Here is a 22,985-nt window from a genome sequence, read left to right on the forward strand (position 1 = left end):
ACGCGACGTCAGTGCTGCGCGGCCTGAGCCTCACGCAGACGCGCGAACACCTGATCGCGCAGCTGCTCCGGAGCCGTCTCCTTGCAGGCGCGGGCGATGACCTCGGTGAGGGTCGTCGCCACCAGCGCCTCGTCACGGCACGAGGGGCAGTTCTCCAGATGCTCGCGGATCTCGGTGTGCTCGGTCTTGCACACCTCGTTGCGGAGGTACTCCTCCAGATCCTGACGCGCTTTCTCGCAGCCGCAGTCGCTCATCCCTTGCTCCTCGTGTCAGCCGCGGCGATGCCCCGCTCGGCGGCGTAGTCTGCCAACAGCTCCCGCAGCATCCGCCTGCCACGGTGCAGGCGGCTCATCACGGTGCCGATGGGCGTCTTCATGATGTCCGCGATCTCCTGGTACGCGAATCCCTCGACGTCAGCGAGGTACACCGCGAGTCGGAAGTCCTCCGGGACGGCCTGCAGAGCGTCTTTGACGACCGAGGCCGGCATCCGGTCGATCGCCTCCGCCTCCGCCGAACGACTGTGCGACGCGGTGGTCGACTCCGCACCGCCGAGCTGCCAGTCCTCGAGCTCGTCGATCGTGCCCTGGAACGGCTCGCGCTGCCGCTTGCGGTAGATGTTGATGTACGTGTTCGTGAGGATGCGGTACAGCCACGCCTTGAGATTCGTCCCCTGCGAGAACGTCGACCAGGAGCCGTACGCCTTCACGAACGTCTCCTGCACGAGGTCTGCGGCGTCCGCCGGATTGCGCGTCATGCGCATCGCGGCGGCATAGAGCTGATCCATGAAAGGGATCGCCTGCTCCTCGAACTCGCGCCGAGGGTCGCTGACGGTGTCTGCGGTTGCGGTGTCGTCCATCACCGGCCAGTCTAGGCCGCTGAGGTCGATCACCTCGCGCTCCAACGTCGCCGGCATTCTCTCTCCTTCACCTCGGGAGCCTCGTCTGTCGCGCCGAAGATCCCTGCGTTTACTAAGGTGAGAACCGATGAGCGCCAACAGGTATTCCCCCATCCGCGTGCAGGGTGCCTTTCCTGCGCCCACCACCGATGCGCCCGTGCGTGCCGAGCTCACGATCCCCGGCTCGAAATCGCTGACGAACCGCGAGCTGATGATCGCCGCGATCGCAGACGGCCCCGGCCGGCTGATCGCGCCGCTGCACTCCGACGACTCCGCCCGTATGGTCGATGCGCTGCGCGCGCTCGGCGTCGGCATCGAGGAGGTGGAGGCCGGTCACGAGTTCGGTCCCGACCTGGTCGTCACCCCGGCGAAGCTCAGCGGCGGCACGACGATCGACTGCGGACAAGCCGGTACCGTGATGCGCTTCATCGCTCCGCTCGCGGGGCTCGCCGAGCACGACGTGCACCTCACCGCCCACGAGACGGCCCTGCACCGACCGATGGGCGGACTCATCAGCGCCCTCCGCGACCTGGGCGTCGACATCGACGATGAAGGCACCTGGTCCCTCCCGTTCACCATTCGCGGTCACGGACGCATCCGTGGCGGCCGCGTCGAGGTCGACGCCTCCGCATCGAGCCAGTTCGTCTCCGGTCTCCTGCTCGCCGCTCCCCGGTTCGATGTCGGGCTGCACCTCGTGCACACCGGCGAACACCTCCCGAGCCTGCCCCACATCGACATGACCATCGAGGCGCTGAGCCGTCGCGGCATCCGCATCGAGCGTCCCGCCGTCGGTGAGTGGCTCGTCGAGGCCGGCGTGCCGCGCGCCAAGGAGCTCGCGATCGAACCCGATCTCTCGAACGCGGCGCCGTTCCTCGCCGCGGCACTCGTCACCGGCGGTTCGGTGGCTGTCACCGGTTGGCCCGCGCACTCCACACAGCCGGGCGCAATGCTGCCGGATATCCTGCAGGCTTTCGGTGCCCATGTCGGACGCCACGGCGGCACGCTCACGGTGCGAGCCGGCTCGAGCATCCGCGGCCTCGATCTCGACCTCTCGGCAGCGAGCGAACTCACCCCGACGCTCGTCGGCCTCGCCGCCTTCGCCGAGACCCCCACCACGATTCGCGGCATCGGCCACATCCGCCTTCACGAGACGGATCGGATCGCCGCGTTGATCGGCAACCTCCGCGCGCTCGGCGGGGAGGCCGAGGAACTCCCGGATGGGCTGCGGATCATCCCGCGCCCGCTGCACGGAGGAGAGTGGGCGGCGCACCACGACCACCGCATGGCCACGACCGGCGCACTCATCGGGCTGCGTGTCCCCGGCGTCGTGATCGACGACATCGGCACGACCGCCAAGACCCTCCCGGAGTTCACGATGCTCTGGGAGCGGATGCTGCGGGGCTGACGGTGAGCTGGCTCGACGACACCGACGACCTCGACGACGACTTCGAGGACTACGACGAGAGCACCATCCGCACCCGTCCCAACCCGAAGGCCAACCGCCCCAGGACCAAGCGTCGCCCTGCGCATGAGGATGCCGAAGTCGGCAGGGTGCTCGGCGTAGACCGCGGTCGCTACTCCGTGCTCGTCGGCGAAGACACCCCCGACGAGCGCATGATCACCACGACCAGGGCCAGGGAGCTGCGTCGCATGCCCATCGTCACCGGCGATCAGGCACGCGTGGTCGGCGACACCTCCGGTGACGAGGGAACGCTCGCCCGCATCGTCGGCATCGTGGAGCGTACGTCCCTCCTCCGGCGCAGCGCCGACGACACGGACCAGGTCGAGCGGGTGATCGTCGCGAACGCCGACCAGATGCTCGTCGTCGTGGCGGCTGCCGACCCGGAGCCGCGTGCGCGTCTCGTCGACCGTTACCTGGTCGCGGCTCTCGACGCCGGGATCCGCCCCCTTCTCGTCGTGACGAAGACGGACATCGCGGACCCGACGGAGTTCCTCACCCATTTCGACGGCCTCGACCTGCGGGTGTTCACGAGCGCACAGGAAGAGATGCCGGTGGACGAGATCGGCGCCGCCCTGGTCGGGCACTCGACCGTCTTCGTCGGGCACTCCGGCGTCGGCAAGTCCACCCTCGTCAACGCGCTCGTCCCGACGGCCGGACGCGCCACGGGTCACGTGAACCAGGTCACCGGACGGGGGCGACACACCTCCTCCTCCACGGTGTCGCTCCGGTACCAGGGCGCCGAAGGGACCGGCTGGGTGATCGACACCCCCGGCGTCCGCTCCTTCGGTCTCGGTCACGTGGATCCGGCGAACATCCTCGCGGCCTTCACCGAACTCGCCGAGATCGCGGAGAACTGCCCGCGTGGCTGCACGCACCTGGCGGACGCTCCCGATTGCGCGCTCATCGAAGCCGCCGATCGGGGCGAGCTGGGCGAGACCGGGCGCGCGCGCCTCGACTCGCTCCAGCGACTGCTGCAGACCTTCGCCGACAAGGCGGAGCAGGCCCCCGGCCGGTAGGCTGGAGGCGTGACCCAGCGCCTGGAACCCGGTACCGCAGCCCCCGACTTCTCCCTCCTCGACCAGGACGGGAACCTCGTCCGTCTGGCAGACCTGCGCGGCGAGAAGACCGTGCTGTACTTCTATCCGGCGGCGATGACGCCCGGATGCACCACCCAAGCCTGCGACTTCCGCGACAGCATCTCCTCGCTCCAGGGCGCCGGCTACCGGGTCATCGGCATCTCACGCGACGAGCCGGCGACCTTGGCGAAGTTCCGCGAGCGGGACGCCCTCACGTTCCCCCTCCTCAGCGACCCCGACCACTCGGTCCATGTCGCCTACGGCGCCTGGGGCGAGAAGATGAACTACGGCAAGGTCGTCGAAGGAGTCATCCGCTCCACGTTCGTCCTCGATGAGGACGGGAAGATCGACATCGCCCTCTACAACGTCAAGGCCACCGGCCACGTGGCGCGGCTGCGCAAGCAACTCGGCATCGACGCCTGACCCGGTTGGCGGCGGCGCGGCCGCGGCGTCGACGCGGGCACCGCACGGAGCTCACTCCGGCGCGCGCTGCGCGCCTTCTCGTCGTGCGCTCGTGATGAGCAGGGCGAACCCGAGCAGAGCCGGAAGTCCGACGCCGAGGGTGAACGTCCAGGAGACCGGTTGAACCGTCAGGGACGCCAGGGCGAGCGCGACGGCCAGCACCTGGAGCACCACTCCTCCCGAACGCGCCCACGACTTGCCGGCGCGCGTTCCGAACGCGAATGCTGCGAGAGCGGCCGCACCGATCAGCGTGAGAACGATGAGCGCGATGGCGGTCGGCAGCGACGACGCGTCGCCCGCTCCGAGACCCGCGAGTTCGATGATCGCGAACACCAGGAGCGCCACCGCTTCGAGGGCAAGGACCCCTGCGGCCGCGAGGGCGATTCCGGGTGCGCGCACAGTGTCTCCCAAGGATCGAAAGAGGAGAAAACCCTTGATTTCAGGGTATTCATGTAACAGAATAGAGAAAGTCATGTGCTCCCACAGCGGCGTGGGGCGGGCGTTCACGCTCGCATCACAATTCGCGGCATTCCGTCCGCATCTCAACAGGGTAGCCGAACCCGAACAGCTACCCGAATCCGAGAAATCGCACCGCGACATCTCTTGAAATCCACACCGAGGAGCCCCCATGGACTGGCGCGATAAGGCCGCCTGCCTGACTGTCGACCCCGAGCTTTTCTTCCCCGTGGGGAACACCGGCCCGGCCGTCGACCAGATCGAGAAGGCGAAGACCGTCTGCGCCACCTGCACGGTCACCGAGATCTGCCTGCAGTACGCCCTCGAGACCAGTCAGGACTCGGGCGTCTGGGGCGGCCTCTCCGAAGACGAGCGCCGTGCGCTGAAGCGCCGCGCCGCTCGCGCCCGCCGCGCCTCCTGAACTTCCGAAAGCGGCCCGAGATCGACTCTCGGGCCGCTTTCGCGTGTGCCGGGAGCGCCGGCCCTCAGCGGTCGAGCCAGCGGAGCGGGATGTCGATGACCACCTCGGTGCCCTCGCCGTCGCTCCCCCGCCACTCGATCGTGCCGCCGAGCTCGCCCTGGATGAGTGTGCGGATGATCTGCGTCCCGAGCCCCTGACCGATCCGGCCTTCCGGCAGGCCCAGACCGGTATCGCGCACCGTCACGCGGAGGTTCTCCTCCGTGCGCTTGGCGTCGATGGTCACGATGCCCTCTTGGCCTGCCAGACCGTGCTCGACCGCGTTGGTCACGACCTCGGTGAGCGCGAGAGCGAGCGGTGTCGCATACTCGCTCGGAAGCACACCGAAGCGCCCGGTCGACTGCGTGCGCGCGCGGGTGCTCGGCGCCGATGCCACCTCCGCCACGAGCTTGAGCACGCGGTGGAAAACCTCGTCGAAATCGACCTTCTGCGTGAGTCCCTGCGCGAGCGTGTCATGCACCACCGCGATGGCGTCGACACGGCGCATGGCCTGTGTGAGCGCGTCTCTGGCCTCATCGGAGTGCGTGCGGCGGGCTTGGATCCGCAGCAGCGAGGCCACCGTCTGCAGATTGTTCTTCACCCGGTGGTGGATCTCGCGGATCGTCGCATCCTTGGTGATGAGCTCCTGCTCCTGGTGACGGAGTTCCGACACATCGCGGCACAGCACGATCGCCCCGATGCGGGTGCCGTGGTCCTTCAGCGGGATCGCACGCAAGGACACCGTGACACCCCGCGCCTCGATGTCGGTCCGCCAGGGGGCGCGCCCTGTGACGACGACCGGGAGTGACTCGTCGACCTGCCGCGAAGGCGGCACCAAACGCGTGGTGACTTCGGCGAGGGACTCCCCCTCGAGTTCGTCGTCGAAGCCCATCCTGTTGAAGGCGGACAGAGCGTTCGGACTCGCGAACGTGCTGATCCCGTCCACGTCGATGCGGATCAGGCCGTCCGACGCGCGAGGGGCGCCTCGGCGCGGCGAGGTCGGTGCTGCGAGGTCGGGGAAGCTCCCGTCCGCGATCATCCGGAACAGGTCGTTCGCGCACTCGTCGAAGGTGATCTGCTGGCGAGACGGCGTCCGCAGCTCACCCAGGTTGGTGTGTCTGGTGACCACGCCGATCGCTGTGGGGGCTGTGCCTGTATCTCGGCGTTCGGGCACGATCGGCACGGCTCGGACCCGCGTCGGCGTCTCCTCGAACCAGTCCGGCGATGAGGAATCCACGATCTCGGCCGACTCGAAAGCGCCCTGCACCTGCGTACGCCACTGAGGCCGCACCCGCTCCCCGACGATGTCACGATAGAAGAGCGTGGCCGCACCACTCGGGCGTGCGTGCGCGACCGCGATGAAGGAGCCATCCTCGGTCTGGATCCAGATGACGATGTCGGCGGACGCGAGATCGGCGAGGAGCTGTCCGTCTCCGGCGAGACGATGGAGCCACTCCACATCGCTGTCGGTCAGGAGACCCTGGGCATGGGCGAGATCGCTGAGGGTTGACACCCTTCCAGCCTACGGTCAGATCGGTCAGAGAATCGCCAGGGAGGTCGCGCGCCAGCGTCGATCGATCCCATCCAGTCTCACCGCGACCGCCCGCGTGCGCCCCGGTCCGGCCACCACGACGACCGCTTCGATGACCCCGTCGATCGGAGCCGTCACCCGCAGGGACCGGATCTCGAACGTCGGGCGAGCGGGAGCGACTCCGCGCGCGCTGCGCGCCCTCGCCGACAGGTTCGCCCGGGTGACCAGGCTGCGGAACGCGTCTTCGCTGAACCACCGCGCGAGCTGATCGACCTCACGGACGCCGGCGAGCACTTCGAGCACACCGCGGGTGAGACTGCGCAGGAGCGGTGCGGGATCGGGCAGTTCGCTGGTCGGTGTCGGCTGCGGAGCGAAGTACTCGTGAGGCGTCATGTCGATCTCTCGGTCGGGAAGGTCTGCGAGGTCGTCAGTACAGCACCGACCGCCGGGCTCCCGAACGCCGATCGAGGAAGTATGTGGATAACTCGTACGTCCGAAATCGGCGTCGCCTACGCTCGGTCGGGTGCACTGGGACCGACTGTTCGAAGACCTCGAGGGCCAACTGGCGTCCGAGTGGGAGGCCGAACGCGCCGTGCTCGATGCGGAGTCGGAGAGGCTGCGCATCGCCCGGTTGGATCTGCGTGCGCGGCTGCGGGTTCTCTGCGGCTCCGACACGGACGCCCTGATCGACCTCGTGAACGGTCAACGCCTTCCGGTGACGGTGCGCACTCTCGGGGCCGACTGGATGGCCGTCGAATCACGCGGCACCGGGGATGCCGTCCGCGCTCCGGCGGCCGCCCTGCTCGTCCCGCTGCACGCGATCGCCGGCATCACCACCGACCACGGCATGATCCTGGCGAGCCTCGAGGAGGTCCCTGTCATCGAGCACGCACTCCGGGAGAGGATGACACTGGGCTTCGTGCTGCGTGATCTCGCGCGGCGCCGCGTCCCCGTACACCTCACCACCCGGGTGGGTGAGGTGCACGGCACGATCGATCGCGCGGCCGCGGATCACCTGGATCTGGCGGTGCACGACCCGGGGCAGGCGCGCCTCGCCGGTGCGGTGCAGAGCTTCCGCATCGTCCCCTTCTCCGCACTGGTCGCGGTGCGTACCGCGGGAGATCAGTTGCCGTGAGCCGACGAGATGCCCCAGACCTCGGGAAAGCTCGCCACCTGTGATTGCCTCCACAGCGCCATACGGCGAGACGTCTCCGATTCCTCGGCCAGATAGCCTTCCAGGCTCGACTCCTCCACGCGCCAGCGCGGCGGCGACCCGAGCTGAGTTCCTCGCAGTCTGCCCTCGTGCACGAGCTCGATCACCTCGCCCACTCCGATGCTCAGCAGCTCGGCGACCTGCGCGGGGGCGAGGAATCGCGGCGCGCGCGAGGACGGGGCTGACATGCCCCCATTCTCCCTGACACGCTCCCCCGGATCGGGTCGGACGGAACCCTGTGGATAACCGAGGAGGTCCTGTTTCGATCTCTGTGACGATAGCGCCATGCCTTTCCTCTCCCGACCTCGGCGCGCGTTCTGGGGCGACCTGCGGTTCCTCATCGGGATCGCTCTCGTCGCGCTCTCGATCACCGCCGTGTGGCTCATCATCGATGCGGCAGACGACGCGGAACCGGTACTCCGAGCCGACCACACCATCGTCGAGGGCGAGACCCTCACCGCGGACGACTTCCAGGTCGTCGAGGTGGGACTCGGGTTGCTGAGCGACGACTACCTCGGGCCCGAAGACCTGCGATCGGGGCAGATCGCGGCACGGACGATCGAGAAGGGCGAGATCGTGCCGTTATCGTCTCTCACCGACGCGGACCGGAGCCGGAAGACCACGATCGTGATCGAGAGCAACACCGGCATCCCGGAGGAGGTGGAGCCCGGCACCGTCGTCGAGGTCTGGCACGCTCCGCCGATCGACGACGGGCGCTCGCACGAGGCGCCCCGTATCCTCGTCGCCGACGTGATCGTCCGCGACGTGATCGAGCCGGACGGGGTCCTGGCTTCGGCGGGCACCCGGCTCGAGCTCGTGATCGACCGATCCGACGTGGCGGAGGTCCTCGCCGCGGTCACCGGCGGATCCGCCCTTTCGGTGCTGCCTGTCGGAGGCGCCTCATGACCGCGGTGGTCGTGGCAATCGCGGAGCCACGCGCGAGCGCACTGGCCGCCGAACTGGAGCTGGAGGGGATCGACGTGCTCGCGGTCCTGACGGCCGGCGCTCCGGTCGTCGACCTGCCTCCCGGCACCGAAGCGCTCATCGTTCCGGCGACCCGGGCCGTGCTGACCACCGAGCTGATCTCGACGTGTGATCGTGCGGGAGTGCGCGTCCTCGCCCTCGGCGGAGCGGACAGCCGCCTGCGCGGACGACTCGGGTTGTCTGCACCGCTGCCCACCGAAGCCACCGGCTGGGAGGTCGCCGCGGCGCTGGGCACCGAGACCGTCGACGCGCCACTGCCTCACGGCCCCGAGCCCCACCGCGTCATCGCCGTCTGGGGACCGCACGGCGCCCCTGGACGCTCGACCGTCGCGATCCAACTCGCGGTCGAACTCGCCCGGGCCGGCCGCCGCACGGCTCTGATCGACGCCGACACCGTCGCGCCGTCGATCGCCCTGCTGCTCGGGCTCAGCGACGACGCTCCCGGAATCGCCGCCGCCTGTCGTCGAGCCGAACGAGGTGCCCTCGACGACGACGAACTGTCCCGCTTGTCCACCCGAATCCTGAGCGGAGGTCAGGACGTCGAGGTTCTGGCGGGGATCAATCGCCCGAGCCGCTGGCCGGAACTGGCATCAGCCCGTCTCCGCACCACGCTGCAGGCCAGTCGGGGGTGGAGCGAGGAGACGGTCGTGGATGTGGCCGCAGCCTTCGACGCGGACGACGAGGTCACGTACGACCTCGCCGGGCCCCGTCGACACGCGGCGACCTCGGCGACGCTGATCGAGGCGGACCTGATCGTGGCCGTCGCGGCGGCGGATCCTCTCAGCATCAGCCGGTTCCTGCGTGACCACGCCGAACTGCGCCGCCTCACGGCCCCGACGCCCCTCGCCGTGGTCGTCAATCAGGTCAGGCAGGGTCCACTCGGCATCGATGCGCGCAGGCAGGTCCGGCGCACCCTCGAGCGATTCGCGGGCATCACTGAGGTCACGTTCCTGCCCTTCGATCAGCGCGCTGCCGATGCCGCACTGCTGCACGCCCGGCCGATGACCGACGTCACGCCCCGTTCACAGCTCGTCGCCGGTGTGAGGAGGCTGGCCGCGACCCTGTCTCCCACACGTCCGGAGCTTCCTACTGGCGGTAGCTCGAGAGGAAGTTCCCCAGTCGTTCGACGGCTTCGCTCAGCACTCGCGGCTCGGGCAGCGTCACCAGTCGCAGGTGGTCCGGGGTCGGCCAGTTGAAACCGGTGCCCTGCACCAGGAGGATGTGCTCGGAGACGAGGAGGTCGTAGACGAGCCGGGCGTCGTCCCTGATCTCGTGCACGTTCGGATCGAGACGCGGGAATGCGTAGAGCGCACCCTGAGGCTTGACGCAGGAAACCCCGGGAATCGACTCCAGCCCTTCCCAGGCGATGTCTCGCTGCTCGCGCAGACGCCCGGTGGGAGCGATCAGCGCCTCGATGGACTGCACGCCCGACAGCGCGGCCTGGACGGCGTGCTGCGCAGGGACGTTCGGGCACAACCGCGTCGACGCCAGCAGCGTGATCCCCTCCAGGAAGCCCTTGGCGTGCCCCTGCGGGCCGGTGATGACCATCCACCCCGAGCGGTATCCCGCCACCCTGTACGTCTTGGACAAACCGTTGAACGTGAGGCAGAGCAGGTCGGGAGCGAGTGTCGCGGTCGGGATGTGAACCGCGTCGTCGAACAGGATCCGGTCGTAGATCTCGTCGGACAGGAGCAGCAGCTGGTGCTCCCGCGCGATCTGCACGAGACCTTCCAAGATTTCACGCGAATAGACGACACCCGTCGGGTTGTTCGGGTTGATGATGACCAGAGCCTTGGTGCGAGGCGTGATCTTCGAGCGGATGTCCTCGAGATCCGGCTGCCACTCGTCGTCCTCATCGCAGAGGTAATGCACGGGCGTGCCTCCCGCGAGACTGGTCATCGCGGTCCACAGCGGATAGTCGGGGGCGGGGATCAGAACCTCGTCGCCCTCGTCGAGCAGAGCCTGCATCGTCATCGTGATGAGTTCGGACACGCCGTTGCCGAGGTAGACGTCGTCGGGGTCGAACCGGGGGAACCCCTCGATCTGCTCGTACCGGCTCACGACCGCGCGACGGGCGGAGATGATGCCCTTGCTGTCGCTGTAACCGTGCGCCGTGGGCATCGCGGCGAGCATGTCGTGCACGATCTGGTGCGGTGCATCGAAGCCGAAGATGGCCGGATTGCCGGTGTTCAGCTTGAGGATCTTGTGACCCTCCGCTTCCAAGCGCGCCGCCTCGACGAGGGCGTTTCCGCGAATCTCGTACAGGACGTTCTTGAGCTTCGACGACTGGTCGAAGTTGCGCGTTGGGGTCATCGACCAAGCCTACAGCGACGAAAGGAGGGCCAATCCACCCGGACTGGCCCTCCTCCTCACCGAACGCTACTTCTTCTTCTTGCTCTGCGCACGACGCTGTTCACGGTTGCCGGCGGCCGGTGCGTCGCCGTCCGTGCGCTGCCCGAACGCACCGCGGGGTGCCTCCTCGGGCTCGGTCTGCGGCGCCTGCGCGCGCACGGCGGCCTGACGGACGCGATCCGTCGCCGCCTGCTGAACCTGGCCGCGGTCGTTGCGCACCTCGACCTCGCCCGCATCGTTCGCGGCGGAGTACTCGAGACGCTGCTCGCCTCCGCCCGCGGCGAGGCCCTTGGCTTCGACCTCGGTGGTGTCCGAGTCGGCGGCACGGCGCACCTCGACCTCGAGGTTGTAGAGGTAGCCGACCGACTCCTCCTTGATCTGCCCCATCATCGACTGGAACATCGCGTAGCCCTCACGCTGATACTCGATCAGCGGGTCGCGCTGCGCCATGGCTCGCAGGCCGATGCCGTCCTTGAGGTAGTCCATCTCGTAGAGGTGATCCCGCCAGCGGCGATCGAGCACCTGCAGCACGACGCGTCGCTCGAGTTCGCGGGTCGCGGCCTCGCCCAGCGACTCCTCGCGGGCTTCGTAGGCGATCTTCGCGTCGGAGAGCAACTCGCGTGTGAGGCCTTCCGCGGTGATGCCGCCCTTGCGCCCTGCAGCCTCCGAGACGACCTCGTCGATGGTGACCCCGACCGGATAGAGCGTCTTGAGCTCCGTCCACAGAGCATCGAAGTCCCAGCTCTCGTTGTGGCCCTCGCCGGTGTGGTCGCGGACGACTCCGGCGATCGCGTCCTCGATGAAGTGCTGCACCCTGTCGGCAATGTCGTCGCCCTGCAGGATGTGACGGCGGTCGGCGTAGATCGCCTCGCGCTGGCGGTTCAGGACGTCGTCGTACTTGAGCACGTTCTTGCGCATCTCGGCGTTGCGCGACTCGACCTGCGACTGCGCGCTGCGGATGGCGCGGGAGACGAGGCCGGACTCGATCGGCACGTCGTCCGGGAAGTTGGTGCGCGCCAGGATGGCCTCGGCGGCACCGGACTGGAACAGTCGCATCAGGTCATCGGTGAGGCTCAGGTAGAAGCGACTCTCACCGGGGTCACCCTGACGACCCGAGCGACCGCGGAGCTGGTTGTCGATACGGCGCGACTCGTGACGCTCGGTGCCGAGCACGTAGAGCCCGCCGGCCTCGATGACCTTCTCGGCCTCCTCGGCCACGACGCTCTTCATCGCCTCGTAGGTCTCGTCCCAGGCGGTCTCGTACTCCTCGGGGGTCTCGACCGGATCGAGGCCCTTGGCCTTGAGATCCTGCACCGCGAGGAACTCGGCGTTCCCGCCGAGCATGATGTCGGTGCCTCGACCTGCCATGTTCGTGGCGACGGTGACCGCTCCCAGGCGACCCGCGCGGGCGACGATCTCGGCCTCACGCGCGTGGTTCTTCGCGTTGAGGACCTCGTGCTTGATGCCCTTCTTCGCGAGCAGGCGGGACAGGTACTCGCTCTTCTCGACGCTGACGGTTCCGACCAGCACCGGCTGACCTTCGGCATGACGCTCGGCGATGTCCTCGACGACCTGCGCGAACTTGGCGGTCTCGTTCTTGTAGACGAGGTCCGACTGGTCCTTGCGGATCATGGGACGGTTCGTCGGGATCGGGATCACGCCGAGCTTGTACGTCGACATGAACTCAGCCGCTTCGGTCTCGGCGGTACCGGTCATGCCGGCGAGCTTGTCGTAGAGGCGGAAGTAGTTCTGCAGCGTGACGGTCGCGAGCGTCTGGTTCTCAGCCTTGACCGGCACGCCCTCCTTGGCCTCGATCGCCTGGTGGATGCCCTCGTTGTAGCGGCGTCCGACCAGGATGCGGCCGGTGTGCTCATCGACGATCATGACCTCGTCGTTCATGACGACGTAGTCGGTGTCCTTCTTGAACAGCGCCAGTGCCTTGATCGAGTTGTTCAGGAACGAGATGAGCGGAGTGTTCGCGGACTCGTACAGGTTGTCGATGCCGAGGTAGTCCTCGACCTTCTCGATCCCGGGCTCGAGCACGCCGACGGTGCGCTTCTTCTCGTCGACTTCGTAGTCCTCGCCCACCTCGAGGGTGCGGGCGATCTTCGCGAACTCGGCGAACCAGCGGTTGGCCTCGCCGGAGGATGGTCCGGAGATGATGAGCGGCGTACGGGCCTCGTCGATGAGGATCGAGTCGACCTCGTCGACGATCGCGAAGAAGTGCTCGCGCTGGACGAGGTCTTCCTTCCGCCACGCCATGTTGTCGCGCAGGTAGTCGAACCCGAATTCGTTGTTCGTGCCGTAGGTGATGTCTGCGGCGTACTGCTCACGGCGGATCGCCGGCGTCTGACCGGAGACGATGATGCCGGTGGTCATGCCCAGGGCACGGAACACACGCCCCATGAGTTCCGCCTGGTAGCTCGCGAGGAAGTCGTTGACGGTGATGACGTGGACGCCCTTGCCGGCGATCGCGTTCAGGTACGCGGGGAGGGTGGCGACGAGGGTCTTGCCCTCACCGGTCTTCATCTCCGCGATGTTCCCGAGGTGCAGCGCCGCGCCACCCATGATCTGCACGTCGTAGGCGCGCATACCGAGCGTGCGCTTGGCGGCTTCGCGCACCGCGGCGAACGCCTCGGGCATCAACTGGTCGAGCGTCTCACCCTTCTCGTACCGCGCCCGCAGCTCCGTCGTCTCGTTGCGCAGTTCGTCGTCGGTGAGCTTGGAGATGTCCTCTTCCAGCGCTCCCACTGCCTTGACGACCTGATTCAGGCGGCGGATGACCCGCCCCTCGCCCGCACGCAGCAGCTTCTCAAGAGGATTGGCCACGGATGTCATCTCCCTGTCAGTGGGTAAATCGCCGGCCATCGGTGGACCCGACGCCAGGCATACTTCGCCATGTTACCGGGCCGTGACCTCCACGTCGCCTGCACGTCGCCTGCAGGACGACCCGCGCGTCACGACGAGAGCATGCCCGGTAACCATATACTCGGTATCGCATTCGGCCCGATCACACGAGGAGACGACGATGTCCGTACGCCAGAGCATGCTCGCCATCCTCGCCCAGGGACCCTGCTACGGATACCAGCTCCGGCACGAGTTCGACCGACGCACCGGTTCGGTCTGGCCGTTGAACGTCGGCCAGATCTACAACACCCTCGAACGACTCGAACGGGACGGCCTCGTGCAGCGCGGCCACACCGATGAGCAGGGGCATGTGTACTGGCGGATCACCCGCGCCGGAGAGGCGGAGGTCGCACGGTGGCTCGCCTCCCCCCTCGCGCGTGCCAAGGGAGCCCGTGATGAGCTGGCGATCAAGCTCGCCGTCGCCGCGACCCTCCCCGGTGTCGACGCCGCGACCACGATCCACGCCCAGCGCGCGGCATCCCTGGCGCATCTCGAGACGTTGCGGCAGGCCAGACGGACGAAGCGCGGTGAGGACGGCCCCGAGGGACTCGCCTGGTCACTAGTGGTCGACTCGATGATCTTCTCCGCCGAAGCCGAGGTGCGCTGGCTCGACCACGCCGCCGAGCGCCTCACCGGACACCCGCAGCACGCGATGGCGCTCGAACTCACGGAGGAGCGACCCAAACGCGGACGCCCTGCGAAATCCGGCGCCGCGATCACCGATGCCGAGATCACCGGCGCCGAGATCACCGAGACCGCGCCTGCAGCCTGAGCGAACCCCGTCGCGACGACCTCAGGGCCGCTCGGCCGAACTTCCCCGTTCGCCCGGAGCGGATGCTCAGCCGGCTCATGCGCCGGGGAAACTAGGATCGACCCATGGCTGGTTTTTGGGGCAAGCGCAAACGCGAACAGGAAGAGCTCGCCGCTCGGGACGCCGATCTGGCTCGGCGTGCGGAGCAGGCCCTCGTCGGAGCGGACGAGCGGATCCGCACCACGGCCGACGAGCTCTCCTTCGCCGAGGCCGAACTCGGCGAAGGCCTGACCGCCGACCTGCGGACGGCACTCGCCGCGGTGCGCACCCATCTGCGCGAGGCGTTCCAGCTCCACCAGCTGAATCACGATGAGATCCCCGACACGGACGAAGAGCTCCGCACCCGCAATGCACGCATCCTGCAGCTGTGCGACTGGGCGCAGGACCTCCTCGACGAGAAGACCTCCGAGCTCGCGGAGTCCGTCTCCACGGTTCGACGCGCGCCCGAGATCATCGCACGGGTGAGAGCGGAGGCTGAGGCGCTCAGCGCCCGCATCCCGCAGACCAACGAGGCTGTCGCACGTCTCTCCGCACGCTACGCCGATTCCGCGATGCACCAGATCACGGCCAGCGCCGCCGAAGCGGAGCAGCTCATCAGCTTCGCGACCCACAGCGCCGACGTGTCGGAACGCCGTCGCACGGCGAAGCAGAACGAAGAGGCGAACGTCGCGCTCGAGACCGCGACCGAAGCGACCCGGCGAGCATCCGCGCTCCTCGACGCGGTCGAGGACTTCGAGATCGAAGCATTGCGCGCCGAATCCACGCTCGCCGAAGTCGTGGCAGACTCCCGCAACGACCTCATCGCCGCACGCAACGCTCCCGCGGTACCGGCGGTGGCGTCAGCCGTCGCAGACCTCCAGGCCGCGCTCTCGGCGCTGACGCCGTCGGGACAACCCAACGATCCGTTCGCGGAGCTTTCCCGCTTGCGTGACGCCAACTCCGCGCTGGACGACGCCATCGCGAAGGCACGCCACCGCGCCGAGAACCCGCTCCCGAGCATCGCCCAGGTGCAGCACGCGATCGACGACGCCGACCGGCAGCTGGGTGTGGCACGCGGCTTGATCGCCGGTCATCGCGGCTGGATCGGCGCGGACGCCCGCACACGCCTCGCCGAGGCGGAACGACTTCGTGTCGACCTCTCCGACCTCCTCCCGGCCGAAGAGACCCGCGAAGCCGCGCTCGTGCAGGCACGACGGGTCGCACACCTCGCCTCCGAGGCGCTGCAGCTCGCCCAGCGCGACATCGACTCGTCCCGCCCGCAGGACGAGGGCTGGGGCGGCGGCGGATGGGGAGGCGGCGGCGGACGACGCGGTGGCGGCGGTGACCTCGCATCCGGCATCCTCGGTGGACTCGTGATCGGCAGCCTGCTCGACGGAATCTTCGACTGACCCGAGCCCTCACGCCTCCCGGACGTCGAAACGGCCCGGTCCCTTTCTCGGGGCCGGGCCGTTTCGCAACGTCGATCAGGAGGCGAGGGCCTCGGACGGCGGAGCCTGGGTGCTCAACGCGATCACGCCGTAGTCCCAGCCCTTGCGCCGGTAGACGACACTCGGGTGGTCGGTGCGGACGTCCACGAAGAGGAAGAAGTCGTGTCCGACCAGTTCCATCCGGTCGACGGCCTCCTCGACGGTCATCCACTCGGCGTCGAAGCTCTTCGTGCGGATGACGACGGGCGAGTACTCCTCCTCTTCCGTCTGCTGCACCGGCACGTTGCCGGTGGCGACGGCATGCAGGACATCCGCCGACGCCGGCTGGACGTCGATGCCCGTGAGAGCTCCGCTCTCCTTCTCGAAGTGAGCGCCGCGGGGGTGCTGTCGTCCATCGACCCGCTTCTCCTTCGCGCGACGCAGCTGCTCGGACATCTTGTCCACCGCGAGATCGAGAGCGACGAACTTGTCTCCATCGGTCGCTTCGGCTCGGACGACCGGTCCCTTCCCGATCAGCGTGAGCTCGACGGTCTCATCGGGCACATGACCGTTGCGATACACGCGATGGGTGACCTTCACATCCAGCCGCTGCGCGCGAGACGCGAGCATCTGGATCTTGGCGATCTTCTCTTCGACAACGGTTCGGAAGCGATCGGTGATACCCACTCCGACGCCAACGATGCTTGTTTCCATTGCTGCCTCCTTGTCCCGGTCCTCCCGGCCAAGGGCGGACCGTGGTCGCCTTGTGTCCCCCCACCGTAGTCCGCCCGTCGACGGATGTCACGAGCTGGTTCTCCTGTGTCTCCGGTGGGTTGTCGATGAGGTTCATGCGAATCCGCCACGAAGCGGCGTGGCGGCGAGCGCGACGGCCGCGACGACTCGGAACCCGGCCACCGTGAGGGCGCGCGCTGCCTCGTCGAATGTCGCCCCGGTCGTGATCACGTCGTCGACGATGACCGCCTCGGCTCCCTCCCCTCGGTGCCGTGCACGCATCGCTCCGCGGACGTTCGTCTGGCGTGCGCGAGCGCCCAGCCCGCGCTGATCCGGGCGCGCTCCCTCGACGGCGAGCACGGCCTGCGGATCCGCGTGCGCACGGCGGACCAGCAGGTCCGGGACACGGTAGCCCCGACGTCGGAAAGCGGCCCGGCTCGTCGGAACGGGCACGATCCACGTCGCCGATGTCACCAGCGGGCTGAGGACGCTCGCCAGCGCCGCACCGAGCGGGCGCGCGATGAGCGTGTCCCCCTCCCCCTTGAGCCGCCGGATGCAGCGCGCCGCCACCCCGTCGAACTCGAGGGCGGACCAGACGGGCAGCCCCGCCGGTGTCACCGACTCCTGCGCCCGCGGCGCCAAGGCACTCCGACAGCCTGGGCACAGCAGGAGGCCGGGCTCAGCGCAGCCCGCGCAGTTCGCGGCGAGCAGGAACGCGGCGACCTCGGCGCCGATCCGAAGGAGACGGGATTCTTCCTGCATCCGACGATTCTGCGACTCCTGGCATCGGTGACGCCGCCGAGCCGCCGGCCGTCCTGCACAAGCCTCGTGCGGGACTCTGCCGTGCAGGAAGGGTCATTCGCCTGCGCGGGTGGCGAGGACGGAGATCCCGGACGCGACTTCACGCCAGGCCGTCCCCGCATGTGCGAACAGCTGTCCGCCCGCACCGAGGATGCGCACTCCCGCGGTCGTCCGCGCACCGGCGGCGGAGATCGCATCGCCCGGAGCGGCCTCCGAGGTACCCGGCCCCCCGACCATCTGAGTGATGAGTTTCGGACTGCTCGGGTCCATCAGCACACCCAGCTGGTCGGGACCCAACCACACCAGGCCCGTCGCCGGCTCGGAGAGCTGGATCAGCTGCTTGGCATCGCTGAGCTCGATCGGAACACCCGCGGCGTCGCGGACGACGCCGGCCACGACCACCCAGTACTGCCTGCCGACCGTGATGACCGCGGCAACCCGACTGCCGTCCGCGGCGACCCGGAGGTCCGAGATCGCGGAAGCATTCGGCCAGGCGTTCGCCACCGTCTGCGGAACCACCTCAGCGTCCCAGGCGCGTAGGGCGGAAGGATCCCCTCGCGGCACCGACCAGGTGTACCCGTACGGGTCGAGTGAAGGATCGATGAGCCCGGTACGCGAATCCAGCTCGATGCGGCTGCCGTCGCGGACGAGGTAGACGTGACCGTCTCCGAGTCGCGCCGCGACCTGGGACTCGTCCGCCGCCACATCGAGGGAGAGGATGGGTTGAGCGATCGCGGCGATCTCGGTGCTGATGCCGGGGAGCGGCGAGATCTCATCTCCCACGATCTTGCCGAAGACCCCGTCCTTCAGGACGAGCGTGCCGATCTCGGTCGAAGGTTCGATCACGTCGACCACGCCGGCATCGAGGTCGCGGCCGTCCACGGTGAACTGCACGCGCGTGACTGCGACCCCCGCGGCCCTCAGCGTCGCCTGCAACTGGGTGCGCATCCGCGCGAGCGTCGTCTCGTCGAGCGCAACCGCAGGACGGGTGAGCGCGACTTCGGCCACCTGCCCGGTGATCGGAACCGCGTCCTGGGCCAGCTGGACGTCGGCGGGGAACGAGTTCTGCACGACGGGATCCAGCCAGGCGCTGGGCACACCGCCGATCAGTGCCCGCGTCACCGTCGTCGCCGGACTCTGGCGCCGAGGGAACCACCTCATGTCGGGGACGAGTCGCGACCAGCTGACGTCGAAATACTGCAGCGGGTAGGCGTCGTACACCTTGTCGAACCGCGGGTCGTCGATCACGACCCCGTCCAGCGCTTCCGTGATGCGCCATTCGCCGTCGTCCATCCGCTCGAGGGCGAACGGCATGGTCGAGGCACCGGGCGCATCCGCGTAGGCACCGGATTCGTCGACGCTCGCGACCAGGTCCAGCTCGACCTGCACCTCCGCCGAATCCGCCTCCTCGACCAGCTCTTCGGGGACCGTCGAGGTGAGCGTGCGGGATTCCGGGCCCGCGTCGACGGACACGCCGGACGCGGGTCGCCAGGTCCGCTGCAACGCCGGCGAAAGGAACTCGCGTGCTGTGGCCCAGTTGTCAGCCGTGGTGATGCCGGCCTCCAGGAAGCCCTCCACGATCCGCTCGGGGCCGGCCCCCTTGACCGGGCCCGAGGCGACCGGGAAGAAGTCGATGTCCTGCGACGATTCGCCGAGCTTGAGGCCGACCGTCACATCGCCGCTGGTCGGAAGCCCTGCACACGCCGGCAGCAGCAGCGCGGCGATCGCCAGCGCCGCGCCACGCAATCGTCTCTTCGATCGTGCGCGGATCATGGCCTCTCCCCCTCGTCGAACAGCTCGATGCGACTCTCGGCGAGCGAGATCGGCTGTGTCGCGTCGCCCAGTTCCGCCAACGGCTCCTGCGGCTCGACGGGGACCGGGCTCGGTCCGTCCAGCGTCCCCTCGTGCCGAGGAATGGTCAGCACGAAGTTCGTCCCGACCCCGAGTTCCGACCAGACCGCCAGCGTTCCGCCGTGCAGGGTGGCGTCGCCGAGAGCGATCGACAGCCCGAGCCCCGTGCCGCCGATGGTGCGCTGTCGCGACGGGTCCGCCCGCCAGAACCGGTCGAACACCCGCTCCGCGTCACCCGGCTCCATCCCGAGACCGAAGTCCCGGACGCCGGCGGCGACCGCGTGCTGGTTGCTGTCGACCGTGATGACGACCGGACGGCCCTCACCGTGCTCGATCGCGTTGCCGATCAGATTGCGCAGCACCCGGCGCACCCGGCGGGGGTCCATGTCCACGGGCGAGTAGCCGCCCGGCGCCACCAAGCGCAATTCGGTGCCGTGGCCGTCCGCGAGCGGTCTCATCTGTTCGATGATGTCCTCGGCCAGGTGCGCGAGACTCGTGGCCTCGAGCTCGAGCTGCACCGACCCCGCATCGTAGCGACTGATCTCGAGCAGGTCGGAGAGCAGCGTCTCGAACCGCTGCACCTGCGCGTGCAGCAGTTCCGCTGCGCGCGCCGTGGTCGGCTCGAACTCCGCACGCTGGTCGTTCAGCATGTCCGCGGCGAGTCGGATAGTGGTCAGCGGTGTACGCAACTCGTGCGAGACATCGGAGACGAAGCGCTGCTGCACCATCGACAGCTCGCCGAGTTCCTTGATCTGCGCCTCGATGCTGTCGGCCATGGCGTTGAACGAACGCCCGAGAACGGCCAGCTCGTCCTCGCCGTGCACATCGATCCGCACCCCCAGATCGCCCGCGGCGAGTCGCGCACTCGTCTCGGCGGCCTGGACGATCGGTGTCGACACGGCTCGCAGGACGATCCAGGAGATCGCCGCCACGATCGCCACGAGCCCGATCCCGGCGATCCAGAGCGTGCGTTGCACGAACAGGAGCGTCTGATCGGCATCGCCCAGGTCATAGGCGAAGTAGATCTCGAACGGCCCTGCTTCCGGGACCTGGAGCTGCTGCCCCACGACGATCCCGGGGACCACCCCACCGTTCTCGACCGGGAGCGCGACGGACTGCCACTCCTGGCGGTCATCGAGCTCGACCACACGCCTGCGCAGTTCCGGGCTCAACAGGCTTTCGTTCAGCCCGGCCTCGAACCCGTTCAACGGCGAGGTGTCGGCGCCCGTCTCGATCTTGTATCCCGCGAGCTGGTCGGTGCTCGACGTCCGCGCCAACGTGTCCCTGATGCCGTCCCAGAGAGTGCTGAGTGCAGCCGGGTCGTCGCCCACCTCGGCCACATCGAGGATCCGCTGCGCCTGGTCGACCGCCCGACGGGCGTCTTCGAGGGCGACGTTCTTCCGTGAGATGAAGAGGTCGTTCTGGATCGCGAGAGCCATCGTCACGCACGTGATGAAGATCGCCAACGAGGTCGCGAGCAGCGTGATCGAGAGGGTGCGGAACCGGAGGGACCGTCTCCACAGGAGACCGAGCATCGTCGGCCAGCCTCGCCAGTCGCGCAGGACGGCGACCGTCGTCGTGGTCGCTGTCGTCGCAGCCATCGTGCTCCTAGCCCACGCTCCCGGCACGGTAGCCCACACCACGCACCGTCATCACGATCTTGGGGTTGTCCGGGTCGAGCTCGACCTTGGCGCGAAGGCGCTGCACGTGCACGTTCACGAGTCGCGTGTCGGCCTTGTAGTGGTATCCCCACACCTGTTCCAGGAGCATCTCCCGGGAGAAGACCTGCTGAGGCTTCGAGGCGAGAGCGACGAGCAGCTGGAACTCCAAAGGCGTGAGTGCGATCGGTTCCGTCCCTCGACGCACCTCATGCGCGTCCACGTCGACGGTGAGGTCACCGACCCGCAGCTGTTCGCTGGTGGCCTGCGGCGTCGGACGGAGACGAGTACGGATCCGCGCCACGAGTTCCTTGGGGTTGAACGGCTTGACCATGTAGTCGTCCGCGCCCACCTCGAGCCCGCGGACGACGTCGGCGGTGTCGCTGCGTGCCGTGAGCATGATGATCGGCACCCCGGATTCGGCGCGGATGCGCGTGCAGATCTCGATCCCGTCCATCCCGGGGAGCATGAGGTCGAGCAGCACCAGATCGGGCCGCTGCGTGCGCCACTCCTCGACGGCTCGCGCTCCGTCCGCGCAGAAGACCGGCTCGAAACCCTCGGTGCGCAGCACGATTCCGATCATCTCGGCGAGTGCTGTGTCATCGTCGACCACGAGAATGCGTGAGGTCATAACTGTTACCTTATGGCACCCAGTCCCAGAGGCCCCAGGTCTGCGCACCACGTCGTGGATATGACACGATGGGACCGCACGATGGAGGGAGTGCCTTTTGAGTGGCCAGACATGGACGCCCGCCCCGAAGAAGGGGATCATCCCTCTTCATCCGCTGACATTCGGAATGCTGCTGGGGAAGGCCTTCGCGGCGCTCCGGCACAACCCGAAGGTGCTGTTCGGGTTCGCCGTCGTCATCCAGCTCGTCGTCGTGCTCGTCACCGCGGGCGTGATGGGGGTCGTGTTCTTCACGACGTTCTCCCGGTTGGAGACGGTCTCCCCCTCGTCACCGGACTTCGAGGCGGTGCTGGCCGGGACGGTCGGGATCAACCTCATCGCCGGAATCGCCGTGGGCCTCGCGACGATCGCGTTCACCGCGGTCATGCAGGGCGTCGTCGCCGCCGAGATCGGCTACGCAGCCGTCGGCGTGAAGGCCACGCTCCGGATGCTCTGGCGCAGGATGGCGCCGTCGTTCTGGCGGCTCGCCGGCTTCGCGTCGCTGACGGTGGCCGCGGTCTTCGGGCTCTTCGCGATCGTCGCGGCGATCATCGCCGCGTTCGTAGCGGGCGGCCTGGGTGGCAGTGCCGAGTTCATCGGGGTCGTCGTGCTCACGGTGGTCCTCATCGTGCTGGCCGCCATCCCGCTGTTCGTGTGGCTGACGACGAAGCTGCTGCTGGTGCCGTCGATCCTCGTCCTCGAACGCGCACGCTTCCGCGACGCACTCGTCCGGTCCTGGCGCCTCACCCGGGGCCGCTTCTGGGTCGCCTTCGGGGTCGTGTTCCTCATCAACCTCATCATGGGTGTGGCGATGCAGGTCGTGAGCATCCCCTCGACGCTGCTGAGCACGCTCCTCACTCCCGTGATCGCGCCCACCGGCGCCGTGGAACCTGCGGCCGTCGTCGGTTTCGTCCTCGCGATCCTCGCGCCGCAGATCCTGATCCTCGTGATCCAAGCGATCGCGGCGGTGGTCCAGAGCACCGGTGCCGCGCTCATCTACGTCGACTGCCGGATGCGGTACGAGGGCCTGGATCAGACACTCCTCGCGTATGTGGAACGCCGGGACCTCGGCTGGACGGACGAGCAGCAGGGTGACCCGTTCCGCGTGGACCCCGCCCGCGCCGTCAGCTCCGCACCACCGCCCCGACAGGTTCCCGAGCACGTGCAGATGACCCAGGGCTACGCCTCTGCTCCGTACGGCACCGCACCGGGCGCTCCCACCTCCCCCTACCCGACAGCACAGCCCTGTCCCGGGTAGGGCTGT

23 protein-coding genes are annotated in these 22,985 nt (G+C 68.3%); 10 read left to right on the forward strand and 13 right to left on the reverse strand.

Features of this window, described 5'->3' with window-relative positions; all coding sequences use genetic code 11:
* Nucleotides 1-8: 8 nt before the first annotated feature.
* Nucleotides 9-254 carry a zf-HC2 domain-containing protein gene (locus E0W80_RS09185; protein WP_047524397.1) on the reverse strand — a complete coding sequence of 82 codons (246 nt, stop codon included), beginning with the start codon at nucleotides 252-254 and terminating at the stop codon, nucleotides 9-11.
* The gene (locus E0W80_RS09190; protein ID WP_047524398.1) at nucleotides 251-913 is read right to left on the reverse strand and encodes a sigma-70 family RNA polymerase sigma factor; all 663 of its coding nucleotides are present in this window, start codon (nucleotides 911-913) and stop codon (nucleotides 251-253) included. Before E0W80_RS09190 ends, E0W80_RS09185 begins: the two co-directional genes overlap by 4 nt.
* A 70-nt stretch (nucleotides 914-983) precedes the next feature.
* Here E0W80_RS09190 and aroA point away from each other — a divergent pair, with 70 nt between their 5' ends.
* From aroA to bcp, 3 genes are read left to right on the forward strand one after another with little or no spacing between them, the layout of a single operon-like run.
* Nucleotides 984-2,300 carry a 3-phosphoshikimate 1-carboxyvinyltransferase gene (aroA, locus tag E0W80_RS09195; RefSeq protein ID WP_131492202.1) on the forward strand — a complete coding sequence of 439 codons (1,317 nt, stop codon included), beginning with the start codon at nucleotides 984-986 and terminating at the stop codon, nucleotides 2,298-2,300.
* A gap of 2 nt (nucleotides 2,301-2,302) precedes the next feature.
* Entirely contained in the window at nucleotides 2,303-3,373 is a 1,071-nt protein-coding gene (gene rsgA / locus E0W80_RS09200; RefSeq protein ID WP_131492203.1) for a ribosome small subunit-dependent GTPase A, read from the forward strand.
* A 9-nt stretch (nucleotides 3,374-3,382) separates the two neighbouring features.
* Nucleotides 3,383-3,856, forward strand: coding sequence for a thioredoxin-dependent thiol peroxidase (gene bcp / locus E0W80_RS09205; protein WP_047524401.1), 474 nt, complete (start codon nucleotides 3,383-3,385; stop codon nucleotides 3,854-3,856).
* A gap of 51 nt (nucleotides 3,857-3,907) precedes the next feature.
* Here the strand turns inward: bcp and E0W80_RS09210 are convergent, their stop codons facing one another.
* Nucleotides 3,908-4,294 (reverse strand): hypothetical protein, encoded by a 387-nt coding sequence (locus E0W80_RS09210; RefSeq protein ID WP_227991555.1) that lies wholly within the window; start codon nucleotides 4,292-4,294, stop codon nucleotides 3,908-3,910.
* A gap of 229 nt (nucleotides 4,295-4,523) precedes the next feature.
* On the opposite strand from E0W80_RS09210, the gene E0W80_RS09215 reads away from it, so the two are divergent.
* The gene (locus E0W80_RS09215) at nucleotides 4,524-4,772 is read left to right on the forward strand and encodes a WhiB family transcriptional regulator (protein ID WP_017203224.1); all 249 of its coding nucleotides are present in this window, start codon (nucleotides 4,524-4,526) and stop codon (nucleotides 4,770-4,772) included.
* A 64-nt stretch (nucleotides 4,773-4,836) separates the two neighbouring features.
* Here the strand turns inward: E0W80_RS09215 and E0W80_RS09220 are convergent, their stop codons facing one another.
* Entirely contained in the window at nucleotides 4,837-6,321 is a 1,485-nt protein-coding gene (locus E0W80_RS09220) for a PAS domain-containing sensor histidine kinase (protein WP_047524403.1), read from the reverse strand.
* 24 nt (nucleotides 6,322-6,345) lie between these two features.
* Complete coding sequence (locus tag E0W80_RS09225; protein ID WP_047524404.1) at nucleotides 6,346-6,732, reverse strand: Rv3235 family protein; 387 nt, start codon at nucleotides 6,730-6,732, stop codon at nucleotides 6,346-6,348.
* Nucleotides 6,733-6,862: 130 nt separating this feature from the next.
* Here E0W80_RS09225 and E0W80_RS09230 point away from each other — a divergent pair, with 130 nt between their 5' ends.
* The gene (locus E0W80_RS09230; RefSeq protein WP_131492205.1) at nucleotides 6,863-7,474 is read left to right on the forward strand and encodes a hypothetical protein; all 612 of its coding nucleotides are present in this window, start codon (nucleotides 6,863-6,865) and stop codon (nucleotides 7,472-7,474) included.
* Here E0W80_RS09230 and E0W80_RS09235 read toward each other — a convergent pair.
* Entirely contained in the window at nucleotides 7,462-7,740 is a 279-nt protein-coding gene (locus E0W80_RS09235) for a helix-turn-helix domain-containing protein (RefSeq protein WP_131492206.1), read from the reverse strand. The two genes, E0W80_RS09230 and E0W80_RS09235, sit on opposite strands and share 13 nt — an antisense overlap.
* 97 nt (nucleotides 7,741-7,837) lie before the next feature.
* On the opposite strand from E0W80_RS09235, the gene E0W80_RS09240 reads away from it, so the two are divergent.
* Together E0W80_RS09240 and E0W80_RS09245 are read left to right on the forward strand one after the other, a co-directional pair.
* Nucleotides 7,838-8,458, forward strand: coding sequence for an SAF domain-containing protein (locus E0W80_RS09240; protein WP_131492207.1), 621 nt, complete (start codon nucleotides 7,838-7,840; stop codon nucleotides 8,456-8,458).
* Entirely contained in the window at nucleotides 8,455-9,732 is a 1,278-nt protein-coding gene (locus E0W80_RS09245; RefSeq protein WP_131492208.1) for a P-loop NTPase, read from the forward strand. Before E0W80_RS09240 ends, E0W80_RS09245 begins: the two co-directional genes overlap by 4 nt.
* On the opposite strand, the gene E0W80_RS09250 is transcribed toward E0W80_RS09245, so the two are convergent.
* A complete protein-coding gene (locus tag E0W80_RS09250; RefSeq protein ID WP_047524408.1) occupies nucleotides 9,623-10,849 on the reverse strand; it encodes a pyridoxal phosphate-dependent aminotransferase in 1,227 nt (408 codons plus the stop codon). The genes E0W80_RS09245 and E0W80_RS09250 overlap by 110 nt on opposite strands.
* A 66-nt stretch (nucleotides 10,850-10,915) precedes the next feature.
* The gene (gene secA / locus E0W80_RS09255) at nucleotides 10,916-13,717 is read right to left on the reverse strand and encodes a preprotein translocase subunit SecA (RefSeq protein WP_047524419.1); all 2,802 of its coding nucleotides are present in this window, start codon (nucleotides 13,715-13,717) and stop codon (nucleotides 10,916-10,918) included.
* A gap of 199 nt (nucleotides 13,718-13,916) precedes the next feature.
* Here secA and E0W80_RS09260 point away from each other — a divergent pair, with 199 nt between their 5' ends.
* Nucleotides 13,917-14,567: a PadR family transcriptional regulator gene (locus tag E0W80_RS09260; protein WP_131492209.1), complete on the forward strand. Its 651-nt coding sequence runs from the start codon at nucleotides 13,917-13,919 to the stop codon at nucleotides 14,565-14,567.
* Nucleotides 14,568-14,671: 104 nt separating this feature from the next.
* On the forward strand, nucleotides 14,672-15,994 hold the full coding sequence (locus tag E0W80_RS09265; RefSeq protein WP_131492210.1) for a hypothetical protein: 1,323 nt from the start codon (nucleotides 14,672-14,674) through the stop codon (nucleotides 15,992-15,994).
* Nucleotides 15,995-16,069: 75 nt separating this feature from the next.
* Here the strand turns inward: E0W80_RS09265 and raiA are convergent, their stop codons facing one another.
* The 5 genes from raiA to mtrA all read right to left on the reverse strand — a co-directional run bounded on the left by raiA (nucleotide 16,070) and on the right by mtrA (nucleotide 21,685).
* Nucleotides 16,070-16,726 carry a ribosome-associated translation inhibitor RaiA gene (gene raiA / locus E0W80_RS09270; protein ID WP_047524410.1) on the reverse strand — a complete coding sequence of 219 codons (657 nt, stop codon included), beginning with the start codon at nucleotides 16,724-16,726 and terminating at the stop codon, nucleotides 16,070-16,072.
* A gap of 132 nt (nucleotides 16,727-16,858) precedes the next feature.
* On the reverse strand, nucleotides 16,859-17,506 hold the full coding sequence (locus E0W80_RS09275; protein WP_131492211.1) for a phosphoribosyltransferase family protein: 648 nt from the start codon (nucleotides 17,504-17,506) through the stop codon (nucleotides 16,859-16,861).
* 93 nt (nucleotides 17,507-17,599) lie between these two features.
* Nucleotides 17,600-19,318 carry an LpqB family beta-propeller domain-containing protein gene (locus E0W80_RS09280; RefSeq protein ID WP_227991549.1) on the reverse strand — a complete coding sequence of 573 codons (1,719 nt, stop codon included), beginning with the start codon at nucleotides 19,316-19,318 and terminating at the stop codon, nucleotides 17,600-17,602.
* Nucleotides 19,315-20,997 (reverse strand): MtrAB system histidine kinase MtrB, encoded by a 1,683-nt coding sequence (mtrB, locus tag E0W80_RS09285; protein ID WP_131492212.1) that lies wholly within the window; start codon nucleotides 20,995-20,997, stop codon nucleotides 19,315-19,317. Before mtrB ends, E0W80_RS09280 begins: the two co-directional genes overlap by 4 nt.
* A gap of 7 nt (nucleotides 20,998-21,004) precedes the next feature.
* The gene (mtrA, locus tag E0W80_RS09290; protein ID WP_131492213.1) at nucleotides 21,005-21,685 is read right to left on the reverse strand and encodes an MtrAB system response regulator MtrA; all 681 of its coding nucleotides are present in this window, start codon (nucleotides 21,683-21,685) and stop codon (nucleotides 21,005-21,007) included.
* A gap of 97 nt (nucleotides 21,686-21,782) precedes the next feature.
* Between mtrA and E0W80_RS09295 the strand changes: the two genes are divergently transcribed.
* Nucleotides 21,783-22,979: a hypothetical protein gene (locus tag E0W80_RS09295; protein ID WP_240740499.1), complete on the forward strand. Its 1,197-nt coding sequence runs from the start codon at nucleotides 21,783-21,785 to the stop codon at nucleotides 22,977-22,979.
* The last annotated feature ends 6 nt before the right edge of the window (nucleotides 22,980-22,985 follow it).

Origin of the sequence: Microbacterium sp. PI-1 (genome assembly GCF_004337555.1) — a bacterium.
Taxonomy (GTDB): Bacteria; Actinomycetota; Actinomycetes; order Actinomycetales; family Microbacteriaceae; genus Microbacterium; species Microbacterium aurugineum.